Here is a 19,592-nt window from a genome sequence, read left to right on the forward strand (position 1 = left end):
GAAAACTAGGCTCCTTCCGGCGCTGAGCCGCACCAAGGACGATCGTTATGTCGCCTCCAGTGCGTTGGCCAATTGGAGCACATTATAGCGAAGCATGTCGAGGTAGGTCTCGGTGCCGGGGAGTCCGCCCGGTAGTGTTGTGAGGACAATCACGCGGGTTTTGGCTTCTTTCGCCAAGAGTTCAGGGATCCGCTGGCTCAACTGGATTTCGGAGACGATGACCTTGATACGGTCCTTTTTAATTTTGGCGACGAGCGACTGAATCTGAAGGGCCGATGGTTCTGTGCCCGATTGGGCTTGAATCGTGGCCACAATGTCGAACCCGAACCGTCTAGCCAGATAGGGCCAGGCCGGATGGTGGGCGATAAAACGCCGATCGGTCAGCTGCTTGACTCGTTCGGACAACTCTTTCCGAAGTTGATCCAACTGTCGGAGATACTTGGCCTGGTTGTCGCGAAACTCGTTGGCATGCGCCGGGTCTAGCTTGATGAGAGTCTCCGTAATGTGACGGAGCATCGTGGCGACACTCTCCGGATCCATCCACACATGGGGATTGCCGCCGTTGGCATGCTGATGATCGCCCGGTTGGACAACCTCCAGATCGGCATGATCACGGATCAACCCGATGCCATCGGAGGTTGTGATGACAAGCAGCGAAGGGCTTCCGGCGTTCTTCACCAGGGCTGAAACCCAGATCTCTAGCCCGATGCCGACTTCAAAAAGCACCCGGGCTTTTCTGACCGCGATCAAATCACTGGGCTTCGGTGCATAGGTGTGTTCATTCTCATAGCCGCTCAGGAGGGACGTGACATGGACGTACGGACCGCCTACTTGTTGCGTGAGATCCTTCAGGACCGGGATTGTGACGACGACGTTCAAGGGGGGCAGGGAAGTTGCCAGGGCATGCGACGGCATGAACGCCACGAGGCAGCATACGGCTGTGCGAATCATTGTGAAAGACATTCGAAATAGGACAAACATGGGCGGGGACGGTAGCATCGGGGTTCTGTGATGTCAACGAATTGGTCCGACGCTCACATAAAATGGACTGGTGGCGCAATGGCTTGACCGCATGCCCGACTTCCATTAGCGTAGCGGCGGCGTCTGCGCGAGGCCTATCGAGAAAGGGAAGCAAGATTATGAAAGTGGTAGGACTGATGTCTGGTACGTCTGGTGATGGAGTTGATGCCGCACTAGTCGAGATCACGCGATCACGGAAGGGTCTGGATATACACACCATCGCCTTCCACGCATTGCCGTACCCGCGATCTCTACAACAGCGGATTCTTGCGGCCTCGGCCTCGGGGTCTGTTGCAGAAATTTGTCACTTGAATGCCTTGCTCGGCGAATGGTTTGCCAATGCGGCTCTCGGTGCGATTCGAACCGCCGGGCTTCGGCCCAAGGACATCGACTTAATCGGTTCTCATGGCCAGACGGTTCACCATTTGCCTCATGGAGTGAAGGATGCCGGGGTTGGAGCCATCCGGTCTACCCTGCAGATCGCCGAGCCTGCCGTGATTGCTGAGCGAACGGGCATTACTACGGTGGCTAACTTTCGCCCGCGTGACATCGCTGCCGGTGGCCAGGGTGCACCGTTGACTCCCGGCGTGCATGCGCTCGTGTTCCGCCATCCCCGGCGTGCACGATTGGTAGTGAATCTTGGCGGCATCAGCAACGTGACCTATCTGCCGCGCGGGAAAGGAGTGGGCGGTGTCATCGCGTTTGATACCGGTCCGGCCAATATGGTTTTGGACGGCCTCATGTACCGGGCGACGGACGGACGGGTCTCGATGGATCGTGACGGACGCCTGGCCTCCCGCGGGAAGCCGGACGGTCGGTTGCTGACGAAGTTGCTGGCGCATCCATATTTATCAAAGCATCCTCCCAAATCGACTGGACGAGAACTATTTGGCGCACCGATGGTAGAGGAGCTTCTGGCCATTCAGGAGGCGCGACAGCTTTCGATCGAAACCCTCCTGGCTACCTGCAGTCGTTGGACAGCCGAGTCTGTAGGGACGGCAAGGCGATGGATTCATGGTGGAATCGACGAAGTAATCGTCGGTGGGGGCGGCGTGCGGAACCGGGCCATTATGACGCATCTTGCCGACGTATTTTCACCGGCCCCTGTCACGACGTTCGACGCGATTGGGTGGGATAGTAAAGCGTTCGAGGCGGTCGCGTTTGCCATTCTGGCGTATCAAACAGTGATGGACCAGTGCGGCAATGTTCCTGCTGTCACTGGCGCGAGTCACCTGGCTTTGCTGGGCTGCATTGTTCCCGGTGGACCGGGGTGGATGCGCCGGCTGAAAATCTCATCTTGAAGGGCCGCACGTAGCGCATGGAAGTCATTCTCATTGGTTCTCTCGCAGTGGTTGTGCTGGCATTGTTGCTATGGAAACGGAGCCCTTCGTCAGACAAGGGGAAGAGTCAGGGCCCAGTCTTTCCGGCAGGGACTAAGGTAGTCCCCGCTCCGTTGCTGACGGAGCAAGAAGTCTTGCTCTATAACCTTATCCGGCTAGCGGTTCAGGATCAGTATCTTGTCTTTTCGCAAGTCCCGCTCTGGGCTTTTGTTCGAATTGAGGCGGTTGGAGAAGTTCGGGCACAGGCTTTTCGACAGATTGCGCTGAAGCGTGTGGCGTTTGTCCTGGTACACCCGGGGACGAGGCAGGTTGAGCAGGTTGTGCAAGTGGAAGATATTGCTTCGCGGGGCGGTCAAGAAAGCCGACAGCGGGTGATCGAGTCGGTGCTAGATGCTGCCGGGATTAAGCTTGTAACTCTCCGTGTGCAGAAGTCCTATACCGTTCCAGCGCTCGCATCCATGCTCGGATGCGAGGCGGATGAGTTGTAGTGGTTGGAGGGGCCGTAGGCGGACTTGGACCCGTGTTATTCAAGCGTGTGTGAGACCGGGTCAGATTTGGCGTTGGTGGTGTCGATAGCCTTCCTGGCAAGCTCGGCTTCTGAACTGTCGGGGTACTGGTCGACCACGCGTTCAAACATCATGCGGGCTTTATCCTGGTCGCCGAGTTTCGTATAGGCTTGCCCGATTTTCAGAGTGGAGGCCGCCAGCTTCGGACTGAGTGGATAATACGAGACGACATTATAGAACGAGGCGAGCGAATCCTTATAGCGCCCCAATCGATACTGGCATTCTCCGATCCAATATTGGGCATTTGCAGCAAGGGCGGAGTGCCCATGCACTTCGATAAAGAAACGAAATCCTGCGAGCGCCGCTTCATAGTCCCGGTGCTTGAATTCTTCCATCACTCGATCATATAGGCGGCGGGAGCTGTCTTGCATTTGGCCTTGAGCCGCCAGTGGGATATTTGGCGAAAAGAGCAGGGCGCTCACTGCAACGAGGATTCCGATGCGCAATTGCTTCTTCATGGTTTTCCTCCAACTAGCCAGCCCCCTCGGGTCTTCAGAGGGGGATAACGCAATCGGTATGCCACGAGGAAGATAGAGCAGAGTCCTCAAAACGGTGAAAAATAGAGGTGTTCTGGCATTCAGATCAGAACTATTCTGACACAATTCGGCCGGAGGCTCTGAATGATGACAGAATTGTACGAGTCCATTTTTGCCCAGTGTGACTTTAATGCTACGCTGTTACGGCTGGAGCAAAAAGAAGGAGCTAAGCATGGATGAGCCGGTACCATCCAATCCAGCTGGCGGCAAAACGCTGATTGTCGATGCAAGAGATCCGCGTTGCTATTCCCTCCCAAGTGACGCGCTTCGTCATGCGGAGGAGCAGGATCAGATCTATATTAGACCAGGCATTTATGAAGATAAGATTTTCATCTCCGACCGTCCGGTGCGGTTGATTGGTGCCGGGCGCGATCAGGTGCAGATCTTTTCCCGTCGCGGTGGGCCCTTATACATGCAGCGGGTTCCATCTGGGCGAGTTTCAGGCATCGCATTTCGTTATGTGGGGAGCGATCAACATTCGGCCATCAACGTTCTGGATAGCACCTGCGTGATTTCCGACTGTCGCGCCATGGAAGGGATTTTGTCAGGTGTGGTGCTGTATGGCCCGGAATGTCGGGCAACCTTCTCCGGCAATGAAGTTTGTCTGAACCGGGAGTCAGGGATTTTCGTGTTTGCTGGAGCTCAACCTCGGGTAGTAGACAACCGGTGCTTCGACAATCATCATTTTGGTATTGCCGTCCGTGATGCCGGGACTTGCCCCGATATCGTCCGCAATCAATGTGAGGGGAACATGCTAAGCGGCATCCTGCTGTTTCATCATGGAGGCGCCCTGTTGGCGGATAATGTTTGCCGGGATAATCAGCACTGGGGGGTCGTGGTAACGCCTGATGCGCATCCCAATCCGGCTCCCTCCGAATTGGTCACCGCCAATGATCTTGTGCGTAATCCCCGAGGAGCGTATGTGGTGACGGACCAACCGTTGGAAGACATCGGTCGCTAGCAGAGGTGACTGCTACGAGACAAGCGGGGAGTGCGGCTTGGCATCGGATGTGTGCAGATGAAAGGTGCTGCCACCTTTTTGTTTGGCGCGGTACATCGCGGCATCGGCGTGTTTCAGGAGGTCGTCGATATCGTGATCGTCAGAGGGGTAGATGGTGATCCCGATGCTGACGCCAATCGATGGGCGGTGCTGGCCCAGTTCGAAGGGCTCGCTCAGGGATTCGGTAATCCGTTGAGCCACGATCGTGATGTCCTGTTCCGCTGAGCAACCTTCCAGGATAATCGTAAACTCGTCTCCACCCATTCGGGCTACTGTATCTACTTCTCGGACACAGAGTTTGAGCCGGTCTGCCACTGACTTAAGCAGCAAATCGCCAACATCGTGTCCCATCGTATCGTTGACCGCTTTAAACCGGTCGAGATCTAACAACATCAAGCCGAGCGGGCGTTGGAGTCGTTTGCTTCGCGCCATGGCCTGGATGAGCCGATCGCGGAATAAGGTCCGATTGACCAGGCCGGTTAACTGGTCGTACTGCGCCAGGTACGTCATCCGTTCTTCTGCCCGCTTCCGTTCGATGGCATAGCGGATGGAGCGAGCGAGCAATTCAGGATGGCCCTGCCCCTTGACGAGATAGTCCTGGGCGCCTTGTTGCACAGCCTGGAGGGATAGGGCCTGGTCGCTGACTCCGCTGAGGACAATAATGGGGATGGTGGGGCTTGTTGCTTGAACCTGTTTCAGGGTGGGCAAGCCATAGGCATCGGGCAAGGACAGATCTAGCAGGATGGCATCGTAGCGATCTCGTGCAAGATGGGCAAACGCTTCGCTGAGTTGCGTGACGTGCGTGATGTCGAATTGCTCAATGCTCCATTCAGCCAGGATATCCCGAGTGAGGTGGGCATCGACATCATTGTCTTCGACGAGCAGCAATTTGATTATTGAAGGGCTCAATCCTGATCCCTCTGTGCAAGAAAACAGTGTCGAGTTGCGCCTTTCCGATCAAGGCGTCAGCAGCGCTGGCTCAAGTATAGCCAAAGTCTATGTCTTCACAAGGAAATGTCAGAAATAGTAGGGAGTGATGAAAGCCGAATACCTAGGGAGCGGCGACTGTGAGGAGGGCCCGGAGAAGTAAGCGGTGTTGCTGCTTCTCCGGGATGTCCTATGTGGGGCTATGCGGAATGAAGGGCTTCAGCACGCCGGCGGACTTCTTCGGCTTTTTGTGACTGCCCGAGATTTTCATATAAGGAAGCGATATTTGAGTGGAGATGTGACAAGAGCTGGCCAAGTTGGGCTTCCTGCGCGATGACATTCGCTTCCATCGCCAATTTCTTTTCCTCGCTCCGACGGAAGCGCTCTTCCAGGCGCTGAACCAATTGAATCCAGCCGCGCACCTTACCTGAATCGAGCTGAGGCATTGTGGGTAAAGCTTCCGCGCGCTCAAGAGCCTTTTCAGTTTGATTCATCCAATTAATAAAGACGAGAAAATCACCGAGAGTAATGGTCAATGCGGAGGAGGTGCCTTCTTCTTCAATCACCAAGTCTTCCATACGTACTCCTTGTTTCTAATCCAACAGATTTTTGTAAAACGGATGGCGCAAGAACCACAGATTTTTCTGCATGCATATGCTGACGGTACAGCACTCTTGTTCTGTTGTTCATGGACCTGGCCTGTACCCCTTTGTGCCAGAGTCCTGGGTCCACCTCCCTTCGACTTGCCCGCATTCCCATGAGCAGAAGTGCGAGAAGGAGCGTTGTGCCCGCACGCCCCCATATTCTGTGGAGGATCGAGTATTACTGCGCTATAGGGAGTGTTGTCAACAGAGACTTTGTCTGAAAGAGAAGAATTCTTACTAATCGTGAGTATGGAAGGAAAATATTTTTCGTGCCAGTCGTTTGAGTAGTGGATGCGGGAGAAGTTCACTCACTGTGCGCAAGCAGCGGCGAGTCTTCGAGCGGGTAAATGCCCCTAGGTTTCCCTTCCGGTCCTATGGCTGCCTCACAGGCATACCCACCTTCAAACGGCCACAGAAGGGATTGACCAAAAAATGAGCCTCGCACATGAACATAGCGAAAGGTAACTCCAAGGCGAGCACCCTCTGCTTGAATCTTTTGCAGGCAGGTTTCCTTTGAGTAGGCTCGCCGTGAAAGGAGGATGGGGTCTCCCGTTTGGGTATGGAAGGCATTATATTCACTCGCGCAGCCATTTATGAAAAAGAGAACCCCCCACAGGGCAATGGCTCGAAGGAACCGTGGTCGCTGATTCATCATGCCCCCTTTTTTACTCAACCCTCTTGCCAGTGCGTCTCCGAGCTTGCGAATCACAAAGCAACCGTAGCACAACGGGAGTCATTGATCGAGCATATCGCGGCCACTCATTGGACAATATTCGGGCCATTTCATCGAAGCGACAAAGTGTGGCGCAATGACGAAAAGCGGCTACTCCATGGACGTCTTCCCCTACATAAGTCTGGAGGTGTAGGCGTATCTATCTGGTTGAAAGTGTTGAATAGTTCATTGACGGATGGTTCTTGTGTAATGGCACAATCCATGCGGATAGACCAGGCGTGAGGAGCCCTGACGCAACGGGCCCCCATGGCAAGCTGAGCACCGGAGGGAGCGCAAATGATTCCCACAACTCTCAATGATTCTAACTGTAGGCGGAGAGCCGAAACGTCCGGGAATGGCGTCTGGGCTCGACGGATCGGGATTAGGCTCATGGTCGGCCTGTTTATGGTTGCCGTTGCAGCGCCCGCTGTTCTCGCAGACGGGGAACTCTACGGGTACGTGAGTTCTACTGGAACAGTACATGTGACCAACGTCCCGGCGGATCAGCGCTTTGGGGAAATCATCCTCAAGCCTCGATACCATACGGCAGTCTCAGATCAAGAGTTAGAAGAAGCGGTGATCCGCTACGCGCGGGAATATCGGCTGTCCCCTGCACTCCTCCTCGCGGTCATGAAGGCCGAATCGTCGTTTGACCCAACTGTGATTTCAAAAGCCGGAGCGGTGGGATTGATGCAGCTGATTCCCGAAACGGCAATTCGTCATGGTGTGCGAAACCTCTATGATACCCGCGACAATATTGGCGGTGGAGCGAAACACCTTCGCTACCTCCTGGATCGCTTTCACGGGAATATTCGGCTGGCACTCGCGGCCTACAACGCTGGAGAGAAAAAAGTCGATCGGTACCGGCAGATTCCCCCGTTCAAAGAAACCCAGTTATATGTGAGGAAAGTCATGGGCTACTATCGAGACTATCGCTCCCAGGAGCCAGACTTTCTGATAACGGCGGGTGGGACGGCCTACCGATAAGCACGATCCTACGATTGAGGGAATGGATAGATGAGTCAGAGGTAGGGTGGCGCTAGGGCGGGTTCACACCGGTTTTTCAGCGACATACTCAATATACTTCCAGAATTCTTTGGCTTCTTCCTCATTCAGCACTACAGGGGTGTTATTCGCAGTCCCGGCCATGTAAATCTTTACGGATATGGCGTCTTGCCAGATCTGCACTTCGCAATGGGTGACGCGATCAAGATTCAGTGCGCGGTTGCCGATTCGAATAAAGTTCACGACCCCGCTCCCTTCCCGCCAGTCAGCGTAAGGTGATCCTATCGCAAATGGAGAGACCTCCCAAGGAACTTGCGAATCTTCGCATGCCAGGGAGGAGTTTTGCGGTAGAGACGCCTTGAGAGGATCCAGGATTCTATGGGTGACGTGGTTATCAGGGAGGGGAGTGCCGATTGGTTGCGGGGACTGGATTCCTTCAAACAGTACTTGTCGAACCCATTGTTTTATATATAACTTAATGCAGTCTCCCTGCCAGGGCTGTAAAGTTGTTTACGCTTCTTCGATTGACTGATACGCGTAAACTAGTTACGCGATCGACTGTAAACGATGCGTAAACGGAAAAACAGAAGGTACAGCGGTACCTTTTACGGTACCTGGTTTTGGGGATTGTCTCTTGGTCTACTTAAGTTTGCTCCGGCATAGGTTATCCATTCTGATTATGGCGTTTCACTCAAGTCACTACATGACACATGGTGCGCCCTGATTAAGAGTGAATCACCGGGGGTTGTTCAGCTGTTGGTAGCTTGGGCAATCCCCGCACTAGTCCATAAGTCTATGTATCGGTTGTGCATGACTCCCCACGACCATAAACAGCCGATGCCGCTAAGAACAGCGAGTACTATCAAGACCGTTTGGCCTGTTCCCCATAGGAGAAGAGCCGTAACACCACCAAAGACAGGTCCAAGCCAGCCCAAAGCTTCCCCCTGTATTCAGCCCAATAGTCTGCTGCGGCCTAGTTACTTCGAAGAATTCGTCTGAACTGTCCCGACACGATCCTTGCCTTCGTGTTCACGTTCAATAAGCAGTAGAGGTTGTGGGACATCGGGGCCTTGCTCACAAGATAGCAGGGCTCCAGGGCAGTGTGCGAAGAGAACGAATACTATAGTTTGTAGCTCGATAGTATTCAAGCCGTCACCATCACGGGTGTCAAGCCCAAAGAGGAGACTGGCGTGTGATGGAAACAGCAGAGTACTGGAAGAGTGAAAGGTGATTGGTCGTTCGGGGAGGGGCATGCCGCACCATGAATGGCGAATCAAGCCGGCGTGATGGTGAGAGCTGATTCACCAGGGCTTGGATCGTGAGGGGGGCATGAGGGACGTACATTTACTCCTGCCAAGTTTCAGCCTCCTATTGTAAGCCGCCTCACAGATTGCCATGAGGTATTTCTCTAGAATCACCCCATGGCCCGTCTTGATATTTTGGTTCATCAGGGGTGCCTGTCCGAGCGATCGGCTCGGACGTTAGCCCAAGAAATTCAGCAAGAACTTCCGGATTGGCATATTGATATCCGTGCGGCCAGCAAAGAAAACTGTGATGCACTCGGGGTTCTGGTGTTTCCTGCCTTTCTCCTAGATGGACGAATCCTTGCCACAGGTATTCCACGGAAGGAATGGTTGCTGGCGAGACTCAAAGAATGGGAAAGGGGTAACTCCTGATGAGGCCGGTTGCCGGCCGGGAGAGCGACTCTAGGGTGAAGACCATGTCAGTAACGGATACTCAGCCGGAAAGAATCAGTTCTGACCTCTCACGGATCACCGCCACCCAGACCGTCTTTCTGGATATCACTCAGACTCTCGGTGTCTCGTTTGTGCCGGATCTATTTCTGGGGATGAGCGATCGACCGGCCTATCTGGAAACGGCTTGGGAACTGTTCAAAGAAGAGCTCTATCTCGAACATCTGGATCACAGCACCAAGCTCATCATCGCGTTGGCCATTACCACAAATGAGGCAGGAATGTATTTTGCCACGGCGTTGCCCCACGCGTTCCGGTTGAATGCGCTCGATCAGGCAACATACCGCAAGCTCGTGTCGACCATCCGATTTTTCAAGGCTTTTGACCGATACCTTTCCGGAGTCATGCCCTCTTACATCCCAGACACTCCGGCGTGTGTGAGCGCGTGTTTGCGCGACGAATACGAAGGTTTCAAAGAGACGACTCCGACCCATATTGGACCATCGAGAGAAGCGTTTCGGCCAAGGGGCGCATGGCTCGTTGGTGCATTGATCATCCTGTTTCTGCTGCTACCGATTGCGGCAGCCATCTATCTGTTCGTCACATGACACAGATCGATCCATCGCCTTCTCCCCCACGGCCGACCAGAACAGTCTTCTGGCCCTATCTCGTTCCACCTCGGTGGCGATTGCTGCTCCTGGTCGGCATCGGCGCCGTGCTTATTTGCTCCGCCTGGCTGGGACTTGGAAAGACACCGGCGACCTCGTTCGATCTGACCAAGCACAGCGTACCGCTCGACCAGATTGTCGATGGAGGGCCTGGGAAAGACGGGATTCCTGCCTTGCTCGCTCCACGATTCGTCTCTGCCGAGGAGGCGACGTTCCTCCAGGATGCTGATCGCGTCTTGGGACTCACCCAGGGAGCTGAAGCCAAGGCTTATCCAATCAAGATTCTCAACTGGCACGAAATCGTGAATGATGTGGTCGGCGGCAAGCCGGTTGTTGTCACCTACTGTCCGCTCTGTGGGACCGGGATTGCCTTCGACGCGAATGTGCGAGGAAGCCGGCATACATTTGGCGTGTCCGGCCTGCTCTATCAGAGCGATCTGCTGATGTATGACCATCAAACGGAAAGCCTCTGATCGCAGGTCGGAATGCATGCGGTGGCGGGCCCGCTCACTGGAGAAACACTCACGCCGAAGGTTCTCGAACATACAACCTGGAAGGAATGGCACGCGGCCCATCCGTCAACACTTGTCCTTTCCACGAAAACAGGGTCTTTCCGAAACTACGATCGAGATCCCTACTCAGGCTATGCCGAGAATAGAGAGCTGTATTTCGACACCACGCATGTCGATCCACGCTATCATCCCAAAGAATGGGTCGTCGGGGTGGAGATCAATGGCATCGCCAAGGCCTATCCCATTTCAGAGCTGAAGAAGGCCCGTCCTCCCGTCAGCGATCAGGTGGGAGGCCGTTCCATTACCATACAGTTCAACGAGCGATCACGCAGCGCCTTAGTCTTCGATGCCGACGGTACGCCCCTCCCTTCACTCATGGCGTTCTGGTTTGCCTGGTATGCCTTTCATCCCGACACACAGGTGTTCAAAGGGCCTGAACAGAGGTCCCCATGATCCGAGTGATCCGTTGGTTCCTCGAACGGCGGCTCTGTGCGGTTGAACGGGCGCAGGGGATCTCACTCGCCTATCTGCGCGGCATACTCCGCGTCTCGCTTCCGCACTTTTTCGCATTCATGAAGGTCATGCCTCTTGCACGGTTTCGGCGGGCCCTTTCGCCTGAGGCGTATCATCTGGCGCGAATCGTCACCGCTCGACATGAAGATTGCGGTACGTGGATGGCGATGGAAGTGCACCTGGCAACACAAGCCGGCGTGAGTGCGGCCCTGATTCATACCCTTCTCGATGAAGCCCCCTGTGCGTTGCCCTCAGATTTGGCAGAGGTGTATTTCTTTGCCCAAGCGGTGGCGACCGGCTGTGGTGAAGAAGATATCTGGCGCGAGGCCATCTTTCGTCGCTACGGTGAAATCGGCATCGTCGAGCTTTCCATGGCCATCGCCGTCTCCCGTATGTTCCCGACCGTCTCGCATGCCATGGGCTATGCCGCTCCCTGTGTGCCCGGTCACACGCAGGTCAGTGCGTTGGACCGTGACCGGCAAGGCTAGAACCGGCTCGACAATCTCCGCCATCTCCTTTTTCCCGCAACCCGAGATTCCATCTTTATTCGACCGTCTCCGCCGGAGATTTGTTCAGCCGTTTGTAAGATACGTCACAGACCCACGCCATGAACGTGACGTAGCATGGCATCATCCAATGATGGATGAGAAAGGTGAGGAAGCAGGCCATGCGAGCGACGGAAACGAGAAACCATCGATGCCATAGATTAAGCGGGCAGAGACATCCGGGAACAAGAATAGACGAAGCATGGAGTCGGAGTTGCGCCGCGCGCTTTGCCGTGTTGGTCATGGGCGCGATGATCTGGATCAATGGTGGTGAGGCTGCGGCAGAATCGTCGTTTGCCGCCCGCGATGTGATGACCAAGGGGACGGTTGAACTCGGCGGGACCGTAGGATACGCGCAGGCCACCACGGCCTTAGGGAATGCGTCATCAGCCAATCGAAGCGCCGTCTTCGTCATGCCGCGAGTCGGCGTGGTGCTGACAGATCCGTTGGGAACCGGCTGGTGGCAAGGGAATGTCGAATTCCTGGTGCAGCCGGTATTTGCCCGATTCACCAAACCGTTTGCGGCGGAAGCTGCAGGCGGATCGTTCCTTATCCAGTATAACTTTCTCTCCTTCGGCCGATGGATGCCGTTCTGGGATGCCGGCGCGGGCATGATCTGGACCAACCTGGCGCCGCGGATCTCGGAACAGAGCACGCAGTTCGAGTTCACATTGGAAACGGGGCCTGGCGTCCACTATTTCGTGACGGATCGCCTCACCTGGACGATGGGGGTGCGACTGCACCACATTTCGAACGGCGGTCTCGGCGACCGGAATACCGGGATCAACGGCGTGCTGCCGTATGTCGGGATTTCATTCTTCACGCCGGGATTCTTCTGATCTCTGGGGAATCGTGGCGTGAGAACGCTGCTCGTGCAGGCGCTTTGAGATCGCCAAGTTCTCGGAAAGTTCCGCAAAGGAAGGCAATGTGATCAGGGAATTGTCGACCAAGGCGGCAAATCTCATGAATCTCAGATGCGCTCAATGGCATAGACATCGACGGGAGTGGGATACACGACAGGGTGCCAAGGAAAGGAGAACGCTATGACACACGAGATGCAGTGGAAATGTTTGTCTGGAGGGAGTGCGTGGATGTTCATTAAACTCTCCGCGATCATGCTGGTGATCGGCCTAGGGATGGACCTCTATCTCCCGCTCGCACATGGAGCAGATACGCTCGGGGGGTATATTCGACTCCTCTTTCTGGCGTTCTGGAGTAGCATTGTCGGGATTGCGAGTTTCGCACTGGCGACAGTGTTGCTGCTGACACGGACCATGACGGCGTGCCGCTGAGGCGGCATCAATGGTGCGAACGCCCATAGGTGTTTCTCCGTTGCAATGATCAGTGAGTGATGAAGGGAGCGATATGACGTACATGTCTGCTTGGAGTGCAGCGGTGGTGCTCACGATAACGTTTGGGTGCACCGTCTCTCACGCAGAGGCGTCTTTCGAGGTGGCTTCAGAACCGACGATTCGTGCCGCACAGGATGAGTCCCTACTTCATATTGACGCCGGAGGGCGGTTGTTCGAGCAAAGAGACCTGGAGGGTGCGGCCCGGGAGTTTCGTGAAGCGATCCGGCTCAGTCCTCTCAATCCCATGCCCCATAACAACCTTGGCATGATTCTCCATCTCCAAGGGCAGCCCGAAGCCGCGCTCGTAGAGTTCCGAGAATCCGTTGCGCTCAATCCCGGCTCTGCGCCGGCCTGGAGCAATCTTGGTTTTGCCTTCTTTGAGTTGGAGCAGCTGATCCCTGCAATGGAGGCCTGGCGGATTGCCGTGGACCTCAACCAGCAGATGGCCGGCACCTGGGCCGGTTTGGCGCTCGGCCTGTTCGCCGGTGGTCACGGGGACCAGGCAAGTGAGAGTTATCGGAAGGCGATTCACCTGGATCCGCACTACGCGGACCTCGCCGATCTTCAAACGGTTCGACATTGGAGCGTCCGGGCCCTCAACCACGCCGACATGATTTTGAGAGTGCTTGCAGCCCGGCAGCAAGCGTACCTTTCTGTTTCGTTGATGTGAGGATGCCGATGAGGATGTCGCACCCATAGATTGTCCTGGCAGTCAGTTGGATGCTTATCATGGCCGGAAACGTATTCGCTGTACCGCAACCAGAGGGAGTATTCGACGTCGATCACGAAGCCGCGCATCACGCGCCGTCGTAGAAGCCTCATATTCGGATACGTACTTAGAATCACGGCGCCGTGTTTGTGAAGATGGTTCTTCGGCTTGCAGGAGTCTCTGTGAAGACCTGTGGGGAAGATTTCGGCTGTCCCTGCCCGATGAAAAACCAGCCATCATACTTATGGCGCCCTTGCCGGTTGATAATTCAAAGACAAACGGTTGCTGCGCATGGATACGAGGATGAGTGCGGGGATGGGTCTTGAACCAGGTGTGAGTCGTGCCCGATTCAATCGAACTGATGAGCCCTACGGTCTGCAGGCCGTCTGCGCAAGCGCTCTTACGCGGGAAGAAACAACGGACTCCGGCGAGACAGGAGCGTGACGGTGTCCTGTCGCTATCGCCCTCTTGTGAACCTTGTGCGATGCACGCTTGTGTTGGCTGGAGTGCTCTTACAGTCCCCGCTCGCCTCAGCTCAATGGTCAGGCGAGATCCAGAACAACCTTTTTTACACCGACGATGTTGGTCTTTTCTCCGCCACACGCAGACTGTCCTTGCAGAATGACCCCACTCAGCCAGTCGTGGATCGAACCGGTCAGGGGAGCGACATGGTCTATGAGCCGTCCATCGACGTCCGGCGGACTTTCGAATCACGCTGGGGACGCACTGAATTGTCGGCGCAGGCGCAAGGCTTCATTTTTGCCGAGAATCCGGTCTTCAACCATGGGTCCTACCGTCTGCGTCTGACACAAGACGTTGCGCCTGACACGGCAATACGGCTGTACTATTTCTACGGGCCTAACTTGTTCGTCGGCAAAAATGATGAACGCCGTTCCGGGAAAGAACTGCTGGTCGATGAACGCGTGACGACTCATTTCTGGAGCGCCCACCTGGAGCGCCGCGTGGCCACGAACGTGACGGTGCGGCTTCTTGGGCGCTACGGGCTGCGGCAATACAACGAAGCCTTCAGCGAACGCGACACACGCTTCTGGACGGTCGGTCCACACGTCGAATGGAGTATCACTCCGCGGGTTCAATTGCTGATGGGGTACCATTACGAGCGCGGTCTAGCCGATGGGCGGCGCCAATCACAGCTCCATGATGACATCTCCTATGTCAATCACTATGCCTCAGCCGAACTGGTTGCACAGGCGATGGACAGGGTCAGCGTCCTTCTCGGATTCGACTATGAGCGTAATAATTTTACGAGCGGCTTGGCGGACGATGTGCATCGCGGCGCCCATGAGAACGTCTATCAAGGCGACCTGGAATTTCAGTACCGTTTCACCGACGCGATGACCCTGAAGTTTGGCTGTCAACATGGCAGTCGGAAGTTTAGCTTCGAACCCACCTCGGTCAACAATACCAACCTCTGGCTTGGTGGCGATTTCAAGTTTTGAGTGATGTATGGCCTGCGATCGTGCTGAGCCAGGCAACTTCTTGCCCTAGGTTTCTACAATATTCCAAGTCCTGTAAGTTGTATGACAGTTACCAACGCACGAGATCGTGCAGGATAGGTCTTAATGCCCCCGAGAGACTTGAAGCATGCCAGTTTGAGCTCGACGCCACGCGAAAGCAGGCTAATTATCCCGATTTCACTCGTGCTATAGAATTGTGACACGCCTTACTGAGGAGATCTCCATGCCCCGTCCGGATTTACTCTCCGCTCGCACCCGACTGCGGAAACAGCTGCCACCCCGTACGCTTCTCAAAGGGGCCGCCTTTCTCCTGCTCATCCTTGGCGGGTACGGGCTCAGCTTCTGGTTCGATTTCAGCGAACTTCTGCATCCGGAACGGATTACCGGCTGGCTTCAGCAAGCGGGACCATGGGCGCCGCTAATCTTTATGGCGCTGATGGCGACCTCTGTTGTCATCAGTCCGCTCCCGGACCTGCCGCTGGTCATCGCCGCCGGCGCCACATTTGGGATGGCATTAGGAACAGCCTATTCCGTTATCGGCGCGGAGATCGGTGCGATCGCAAGCTTTCTCATCGGACGCGCGTTGGGGCATGAGGTCCTGACCAAACTGCTGCGCACGAACGTCGTGTTTTGCGAGCGATGCTCGGACCGCCATCTGGCGATCTTTGTGTTCCTGGCTCGGCTGGTCCCGCTCTTTTCGTTCGATGTGGTCAGCTACGGCGCCGGCCTGACGAACATGTCCCTCCGAACATTTGCTGTGGTGACCTTTGTGGGGATGATTCCGCCGACGTTCGCGCTGACCTATGCGGGCAGTCAAGTTGTCTCAGGCGCGTGGCTGTTGATTCTGTCGGGTCTGGCCATGGTGGCCGTGATGCTGCTCCTTCCGATGCTGGTGCTCCGGTACCCCACCGCGCGGTGGGTTCGTCTCTTGCGCGGCGAGATGTCGGTCGCGGTCCATGTGCAGGTTCCGTTTATGCAACCGGTGGCTGCGGCCGTAGACGGCGCCCCACGATGCGATTCCTGCGGCGGACCGTTGCGCTAAGGCGGTCGCGGTTTTCCATCGTCCGGCCTGCGAATCATCAACCTTGGGCGCTCACGAACCGCCGATGGCTCCGTCGCTGCTGCATACGACAATCCTGACCCTGCTCGCGCTGGCCGCCTTTGCGGGCAACTCGGTGTTCTGCAGACTGGCTCTGACCAGCACGGATATCGACCCGGCGAGCTTTTCCAGCATCCGCCTCGTCTCGGGGGCCGTCACGCTCTGGCTGATCGTCCGGTGTCGCCGCGGACGCTCGGAGCTTGGGGGATCCTGGTCGTCGGCCGGCGCGCTGTTTGTCTATGCCGCCGCCTTCTCGTTTGCCTACGTGACGTTGCCGACTGGTGCGGGGGCGTTGCTGCTCTTTGGCGCCGTACAAGCCACGATGATCGGCGCAGGACTGTGGGCCGGCGAACGGATGAGCACAGGGCAATGGGGAGGGTTCGTCCTCGCGCTGGTCGGCCTGGTTGCCCTGCTGCTGCCGGGGCTGTCCGCTCCGCCCCTCGGCGGGTCGGTCTTGATACTCGCAGCCGGTCTCGCCTGGGGGATTTATTCGTTACAGGGCCGGCGCAACGGCGGGAAACTTTTTACGGACGCTTCCGCTGACGGGGCTGTTGAGCCTGATAACATGGTCGTGGGTGCGAATGGATGGGCCGGGCATTGCGTACGCGATACTGTCCGGCGCACTCGCTTCCGGGGTGGGCTATGCGGTCTGGTACGCCGCGTTGCGCGGGTTGACTGCCACCCGCGCCGCCACAGTGCAATTGATCGTGCCGGTCCTTGCGGCGCTCGGTGGCGTCGCATTTTTGGGCGAACCCATTACATTGCGCCAGGGCATAGCCACCGTGGCGATCCTCGGGGGCGTGGGACAGGTGCTCCGACGCCGCACCCGCTCATAGCCAGTCAACCACGCATCCATCCGGCGGCAATCTCCCTCAAAATTGTTCGAAGTGTCAGCTGGATAACAGAGCGCAGGAAGGCCTGTTGATACTATGCGACACATCAGCAGGTGGGTCACCGCATCGATTCATCCAGGCCCTCACCCAACAAGGCCTGCACAGGCAGAGGAGGAGACCATGGCACGCAAACACGAATGGACAACGAACGGCGGCAAGGCCGAAGCGGAGACGCCGACTGCGCCAGGGTTGCGGGCGGAAACCGAGCAACTGGCCTACACGTTCTACTGCGAATGTGGCTATGAGCATGGCCACGACCTTGAGCACTGGGCCGAAGCCGAGCGCCGCGTCCTCGAACAGCATCAAGGAAGGGGCTCGAAGGGCGGATAGGCTGCAGGGTTCTCCTGATACTGAGCCGCCACCGTGTTTCGGCCACGTTGTCACGGCTGTTCTTGAAAGGAAATGAATCATGAGCTTTCTCCGTACGATGCCCAGGGCCTCATTGATCGATGTCTTTCGCGCCTCTCCAGAATTTGCGAGGCCGCTGCACGAATTCGCTCAGGAGCTGATGCGAGGTCCCTCGCCCTTCACCGAAGGGGAGCGTGAACTGTTGGCCGCGTACGTGTCTAGCCTGAATCGCTGCGCCTTCTGCGAAGCCTCGCACACCGAAGTGGCGGTGAAGTATGGGTATGATCGTCAGCTGATCCAACAGCTCGCCCTGAATCTCGCGGAGGCGGATGTCACCGAGCGTCTGAAGCCGGTCTTTCGCTATGTGCGCAAACTGACCCTCCTGCCGGCCCAAGTCGTTCGAGTGGATGTCACGGCCATCTATGAGGCAGGTTGGGACGATACCGCTGTGTCTCACGCCGCGCTGGTCTGCGCCTTTTTCAGTTTCATGAACCGTTGGGTCGAGGGGCTAGGGGTTCAGTCAGATCCGACCGTGGTTCGGAAGGCCGGCGAGATGCTCCACAAGAAGGGCTATGAGGCTGTTATCGAGTTGCTGGATCACGCCCGGATACGAAGTCTGCCCGTCGCGGCAACAGGAGAGGCAAAGCCCGTTTCCTCCTAAACGCCTATGAGTTGGCGTAACGCACGCGCTTCTCGTTCATCCCCGGCGCATCGGATCAGCGTCTGCTTGTTGTCTAACGGCCGGTCTGTATTCGACGCGGGGATGTGGCGGCGCCACCCCCTCCTTCCGTTCAATACAAGAGATGTTGAGCCAGTCCGAGCCGTCGCAGTCGATACGGAATGTCGGAGTGTGCATTAAGAAAGGTCGTTCCTTGCCTGGATAGAAGGTCTGCCCTAAGCCTTTGGGATGCAGGCCATTTTAGTGCTTCGGGAGTTGTGTATTAGGGGTGGCATGTCCCATGCGTTGCTATCGAGGTAGAAACACATTGTGATTGGTGACGGGCGACATCAATAAGTCGAATGAAAGGTTGTGTGGTCGATGGTGGAGCAAGGTACGAGTCTCGGGATAGTCGATCCGAACTGTGCAGCCGGGCCGGACCGGACGATCACACCCTGGGTGTTCTCTGTTGGCCTGCTCATGGTCATTGCGGGATGCAGCACGGCTCCCGCCCCTCTTCAACCGGTTGACTCGCCGGCTCTATCCACAGCGCCGCGCGAGGCGTCCGAGCCGGAGCCGCCGACAGCATCTTCGCCTGGAAAGTCCGGCGCGGCGGCGAGTGGGTCATCCGACCGGGACGAGTTCTTCGATCCCTTCGCCAAATCGGACGGGCCGGCCGCCGACGAGTACGACCCGTGGGAACCATTCAACAGCACGATGTTCGAGTTTAACCGCAAGGTCGATCGATTCGTGTTGAAACCGCTCGCCCAGGGCTATGACTTTGTCGTGCCCAATGCAGCGCAAATCGGCGTCAGCAAATTCTTCTCCAACCTGCGATTCATGCCGCGCTTTATGAACAACCTCTTTCAAGGCAAGGTCACAGGGGCCGGTGTGGAGATGGGCCGGTTCCTCGTGAACTCGACCCTCGGCGTCGCCGGCTTCCTGGATATCGCCACACACATGAATTTGCAGACCTCGGAAGAAGACACCGGTCAGACGCTCGGTTTCTATGGCGTCACACCGGGCCCCTATCTGGTGCTGCCGCTCATGCCGCCGTTCAGCCTCCGCGACGGGATTGGATACACCGTGGATCTTTTCCTGGATCCCATCAATTGGCTGGTCTTGCCGCTCATCGAGGTCAAGGGCGTGCCGTCGGCGATCGCCCATAAGAACCGGACAACGACGTCCATGATCCGGCTCGGAAGGCAGGTCGAAGAAGTCACCAACGACCGCTCTCTCAATCTGGAGAAGTTCCAAGGCGTGGAGGAAGCGACGCTCGATCTCTATGCGGCGGTCCGCAACGCATACTTGCAGAAACGGGCGAAGGCGGTTCGGGAATGAGCGGTTGAGCGGCAGTTCATTCGCATCCGGGA

At 56.4% G+C, this 19,592-nt stretch carries 21 protein-coding genes and 1 pseudogene; 17 read left to right on the forward strand and 5 right to left on the reverse strand.

Annotated features, from left to right (window positions below; genetic code table 11):
* Positions 1–45 precede the first annotated feature (45 nt).
* Positions 46–951 (reverse strand): metal ABC transporter substrate-binding protein, encoded by a 906-nt coding sequence (locus Q8N04_19695; GenBank protein ID MDP3092902.1) that lies wholly within the window; start codon positions 949–951, stop codon positions 46–48.
* A 188-nt stretch (positions 952–1,139) separates the two neighbouring features.
* Between Q8N04_19695 and Q8N04_19700 the strand changes: the two genes are divergently transcribed.
* Together Q8N04_19700 and Q8N04_19705 are read left to right on the forward strand one after the other, a co-directional pair.
* A complete protein-coding gene (locus Q8N04_19700; GenBank protein ID MDP3092903.1) occupies positions 1,140–2,321 on the forward strand; it encodes an anhydro-N-acetylmuramic acid kinase in 1,182 nt (393 codons plus the stop codon).
* A gap of 17 nt (positions 2,322–2,338) precedes the next feature.
* Positions 2,339–2,848: a DUF2726 domain-containing protein gene (locus Q8N04_19705; GenBank protein MDP3092904.1), complete on the forward strand. Its 510-nt coding sequence runs from the start codon at positions 2,339–2,341 to the stop codon at positions 2,846–2,848.
* Between the two features lie 35 nt (positions 2,849–2,883).
* Here the strand turns inward: Q8N04_19705 and ybgF are convergent, their stop codons facing one another.
* Positions 2,884–3,384 carry a tol-pal system protein YbgF gene (gene ybgF / locus Q8N04_19710; GenBank protein ID MDP3092905.1) on the reverse strand — a complete coding sequence of 167 codons (501 nt, stop codon included), beginning with the start codon at positions 3,382–3,384 and terminating at the stop codon, positions 2,884–2,886.
* Between the two features lie 250 nt (positions 3,385–3,634).
* On the opposite strand from ybgF, the gene Q8N04_19715 reads away from it, so the two are divergent.
* Positions 3,635–4,423 (forward strand): right-handed parallel beta-helix repeat-containing protein, encoded by a 789-nt coding sequence (locus tag Q8N04_19715; protein ID MDP3092906.1) that lies wholly within the window; start codon positions 3,635–3,637, stop codon positions 4,421–4,423.
* Positions 4,424–4,435: 12 nt separating this feature from the next.
* Here the strand turns inward: Q8N04_19715 and Q8N04_19720 are convergent, their stop codons facing one another.
* Both Q8N04_19720 and Q8N04_19725 read right to left on the reverse strand, forming a co-directional pair.
* Positions 4,436–5,371: a GGDEF domain-containing response regulator gene (locus Q8N04_19720; GenBank protein MDP3092907.1), complete on the reverse strand. Its 936-nt coding sequence runs from the start codon at positions 5,369–5,371 to the stop codon at positions 4,436–4,438.
* 218 nt (positions 5,372–5,589) lie between these two features.
* Positions 5,590–5,967 carry a hypothetical protein gene (locus Q8N04_19725; protein ID MDP3092908.1) on the reverse strand — a complete coding sequence of 126 codons (378 nt, stop codon included), beginning with the start codon at positions 5,965–5,967 and terminating at the stop codon, positions 5,590–5,592.
* A 1,168-nt stretch (positions 5,968–7,135) separates the two neighbouring features.
* Here Q8N04_19725 and Q8N04_19730 point away from each other — a divergent pair.
* On the forward strand, positions 7,136–7,732 hold the full coding sequence (locus Q8N04_19730; protein MDP3092909.1) for a lytic transglycosylase domain-containing protein: 597 nt from the start codon (positions 7,136–7,138) through the stop codon (positions 7,730–7,732).
* 63 nt (positions 7,733–7,795) lie between these two features.
* On the opposite strand, the gene Q8N04_19735 is transcribed toward Q8N04_19730, so the two are convergent.
* Positions 7,796–7,993 carry a hypothetical protein gene (locus Q8N04_19735; protein ID MDP3092910.1) on the reverse strand — a complete coding sequence of 66 codons (198 nt, stop codon included), beginning with the start codon at positions 7,991–7,993 and terminating at the stop codon, positions 7,796–7,798.
* A gap of 1,178 nt (positions 7,994–9,171) precedes the next feature.
* Here Q8N04_19735 and Q8N04_19740 point away from each other — a divergent pair.
* The 13 genes and pseudogenes from Q8N04_19740 (at position 9,172) to Q8N04_19800 (ending at position 19,560) form a co-directional block, all read left to right on the forward strand.
* The gene (locus tag Q8N04_19740) at positions 9,172–9,426 is read left to right on the forward strand and encodes a hypothetical protein (protein MDP3092911.1); all 255 of its coding nucleotides are present in this window, start codon (positions 9,172–9,174) and stop codon (positions 9,424–9,426) included.
* Positions 9,427–9,470: 44 nt separating this feature from the next.
* Positions 9,471–10,052 carry a hypothetical protein gene (locus Q8N04_19745; GenBank protein MDP3092912.1) on the forward strand — a complete coding sequence of 194 codons (582 nt, stop codon included), beginning with the start codon at positions 9,471–9,473 and terminating at the stop codon, positions 10,050–10,052.
* A pseudogene (locus Q8N04_19750) lies at positions 10,049–11,077 on the forward strand (DUF3179 domain-containing protein). The gene Q8N04_19745 and the pseudogene Q8N04_19750 overlap by 4 nt, the downstream one beginning before the upstream one ends.
* Complete coding sequence (locus Q8N04_19755; protein ID MDP3092913.1) at positions 11,074–11,625, forward strand: hypothetical protein; 552 nt, start codon at positions 11,074–11,076, stop codon at positions 11,623–11,625. The pseudogene Q8N04_19750 and the gene Q8N04_19755 overlap by 4 nt, the downstream one beginning before the upstream one ends.
* A gap of 299 nt (positions 11,626–11,924) precedes the next feature.
* A complete protein-coding gene (locus tag Q8N04_19760) occupies positions 11,925–12,521 on the forward strand; it encodes an acyloxyacyl hydrolase (GenBank protein ID MDP3092914.1) in 597 nt (198 codons plus the stop codon).
* A 204-nt stretch (positions 12,522–12,725) separates the two neighbouring features.
* A complete protein-coding gene (locus Q8N04_19765) occupies positions 12,726–12,974 on the forward strand; it encodes a hypothetical protein (protein MDP3092915.1) in 249 nt (82 codons plus the stop codon).
* Positions 12,975–13,056: 82 nt separating this feature from the next.
* Positions 13,057–13,704: a tetratricopeptide repeat protein gene (locus Q8N04_19770; GenBank protein MDP3092916.1), complete on the forward strand. Its 648-nt coding sequence runs from the start codon at positions 13,057–13,059 to the stop codon at positions 13,702–13,704.
* A gap of 485 nt (positions 13,705–14,189) precedes the next feature.
* Positions 14,190–15,203 (forward strand): hypothetical protein, encoded by a 1,014-nt coding sequence (locus Q8N04_19775; protein ID MDP3092917.1) that lies wholly within the window; start codon positions 14,190–14,192, stop codon positions 15,201–15,203.
* Between the two features lie 241 nt (positions 15,204–15,444).
* Positions 15,445–16,263, forward strand: a complete 819-nt coding sequence (locus tag Q8N04_19780; protein MDP3092918.1) for a TVP38/TMEM64 family protein — start codon at positions 15,445–15,447, stop codon at positions 16,261–16,263.
* 64 nt (positions 16,264–16,327) lie between these two features.
* Complete coding sequence (locus tag Q8N04_19785) at positions 16,328–17,245, forward strand: DMT family transporter (GenBank protein ID MDP3092919.1); 918 nt, start codon at positions 16,328–16,330, stop codon at positions 17,243–17,245.
* A gap of 88 nt (positions 17,246–17,333) precedes the next feature.
* Positions 17,334–17,543: a DUF2934 domain-containing protein gene (locus Q8N04_19790; protein MDP3092920.1), complete on the forward strand. Its 210-nt coding sequence runs from the start codon at positions 17,334–17,336 to the stop codon at positions 17,541–17,543.
* 79 nt (positions 17,544–17,622) lie between these two features.
* Positions 17,623–18,222 carry a peroxidase-related enzyme gene (locus tag Q8N04_19795; GenBank protein ID MDP3092921.1) on the forward strand — a complete coding sequence of 200 codons (600 nt, stop codon included), beginning with the start codon at positions 17,623–17,625 and terminating at the stop codon, positions 18,220–18,222.
* A gap of 378 nt (positions 18,223–18,600) precedes the next feature.
* On the forward strand, positions 18,601–19,560 hold the full coding sequence (locus Q8N04_19800) for a VacJ family lipoprotein (protein ID MDP3092922.1): 960 nt from the start codon (positions 18,601–18,603) through the stop codon (positions 19,558–19,560).
* Positions 19,561–19,592: the final 32 nt, after the last annotated feature.

The organism is Nitrospira sp. (genome assembly GCA_030692565.1).
GTDB lineage: Bacteria > Nitrospirota > Nitrospiria > Nitrospirales > Nitrospiraceae > Nitrospira_D.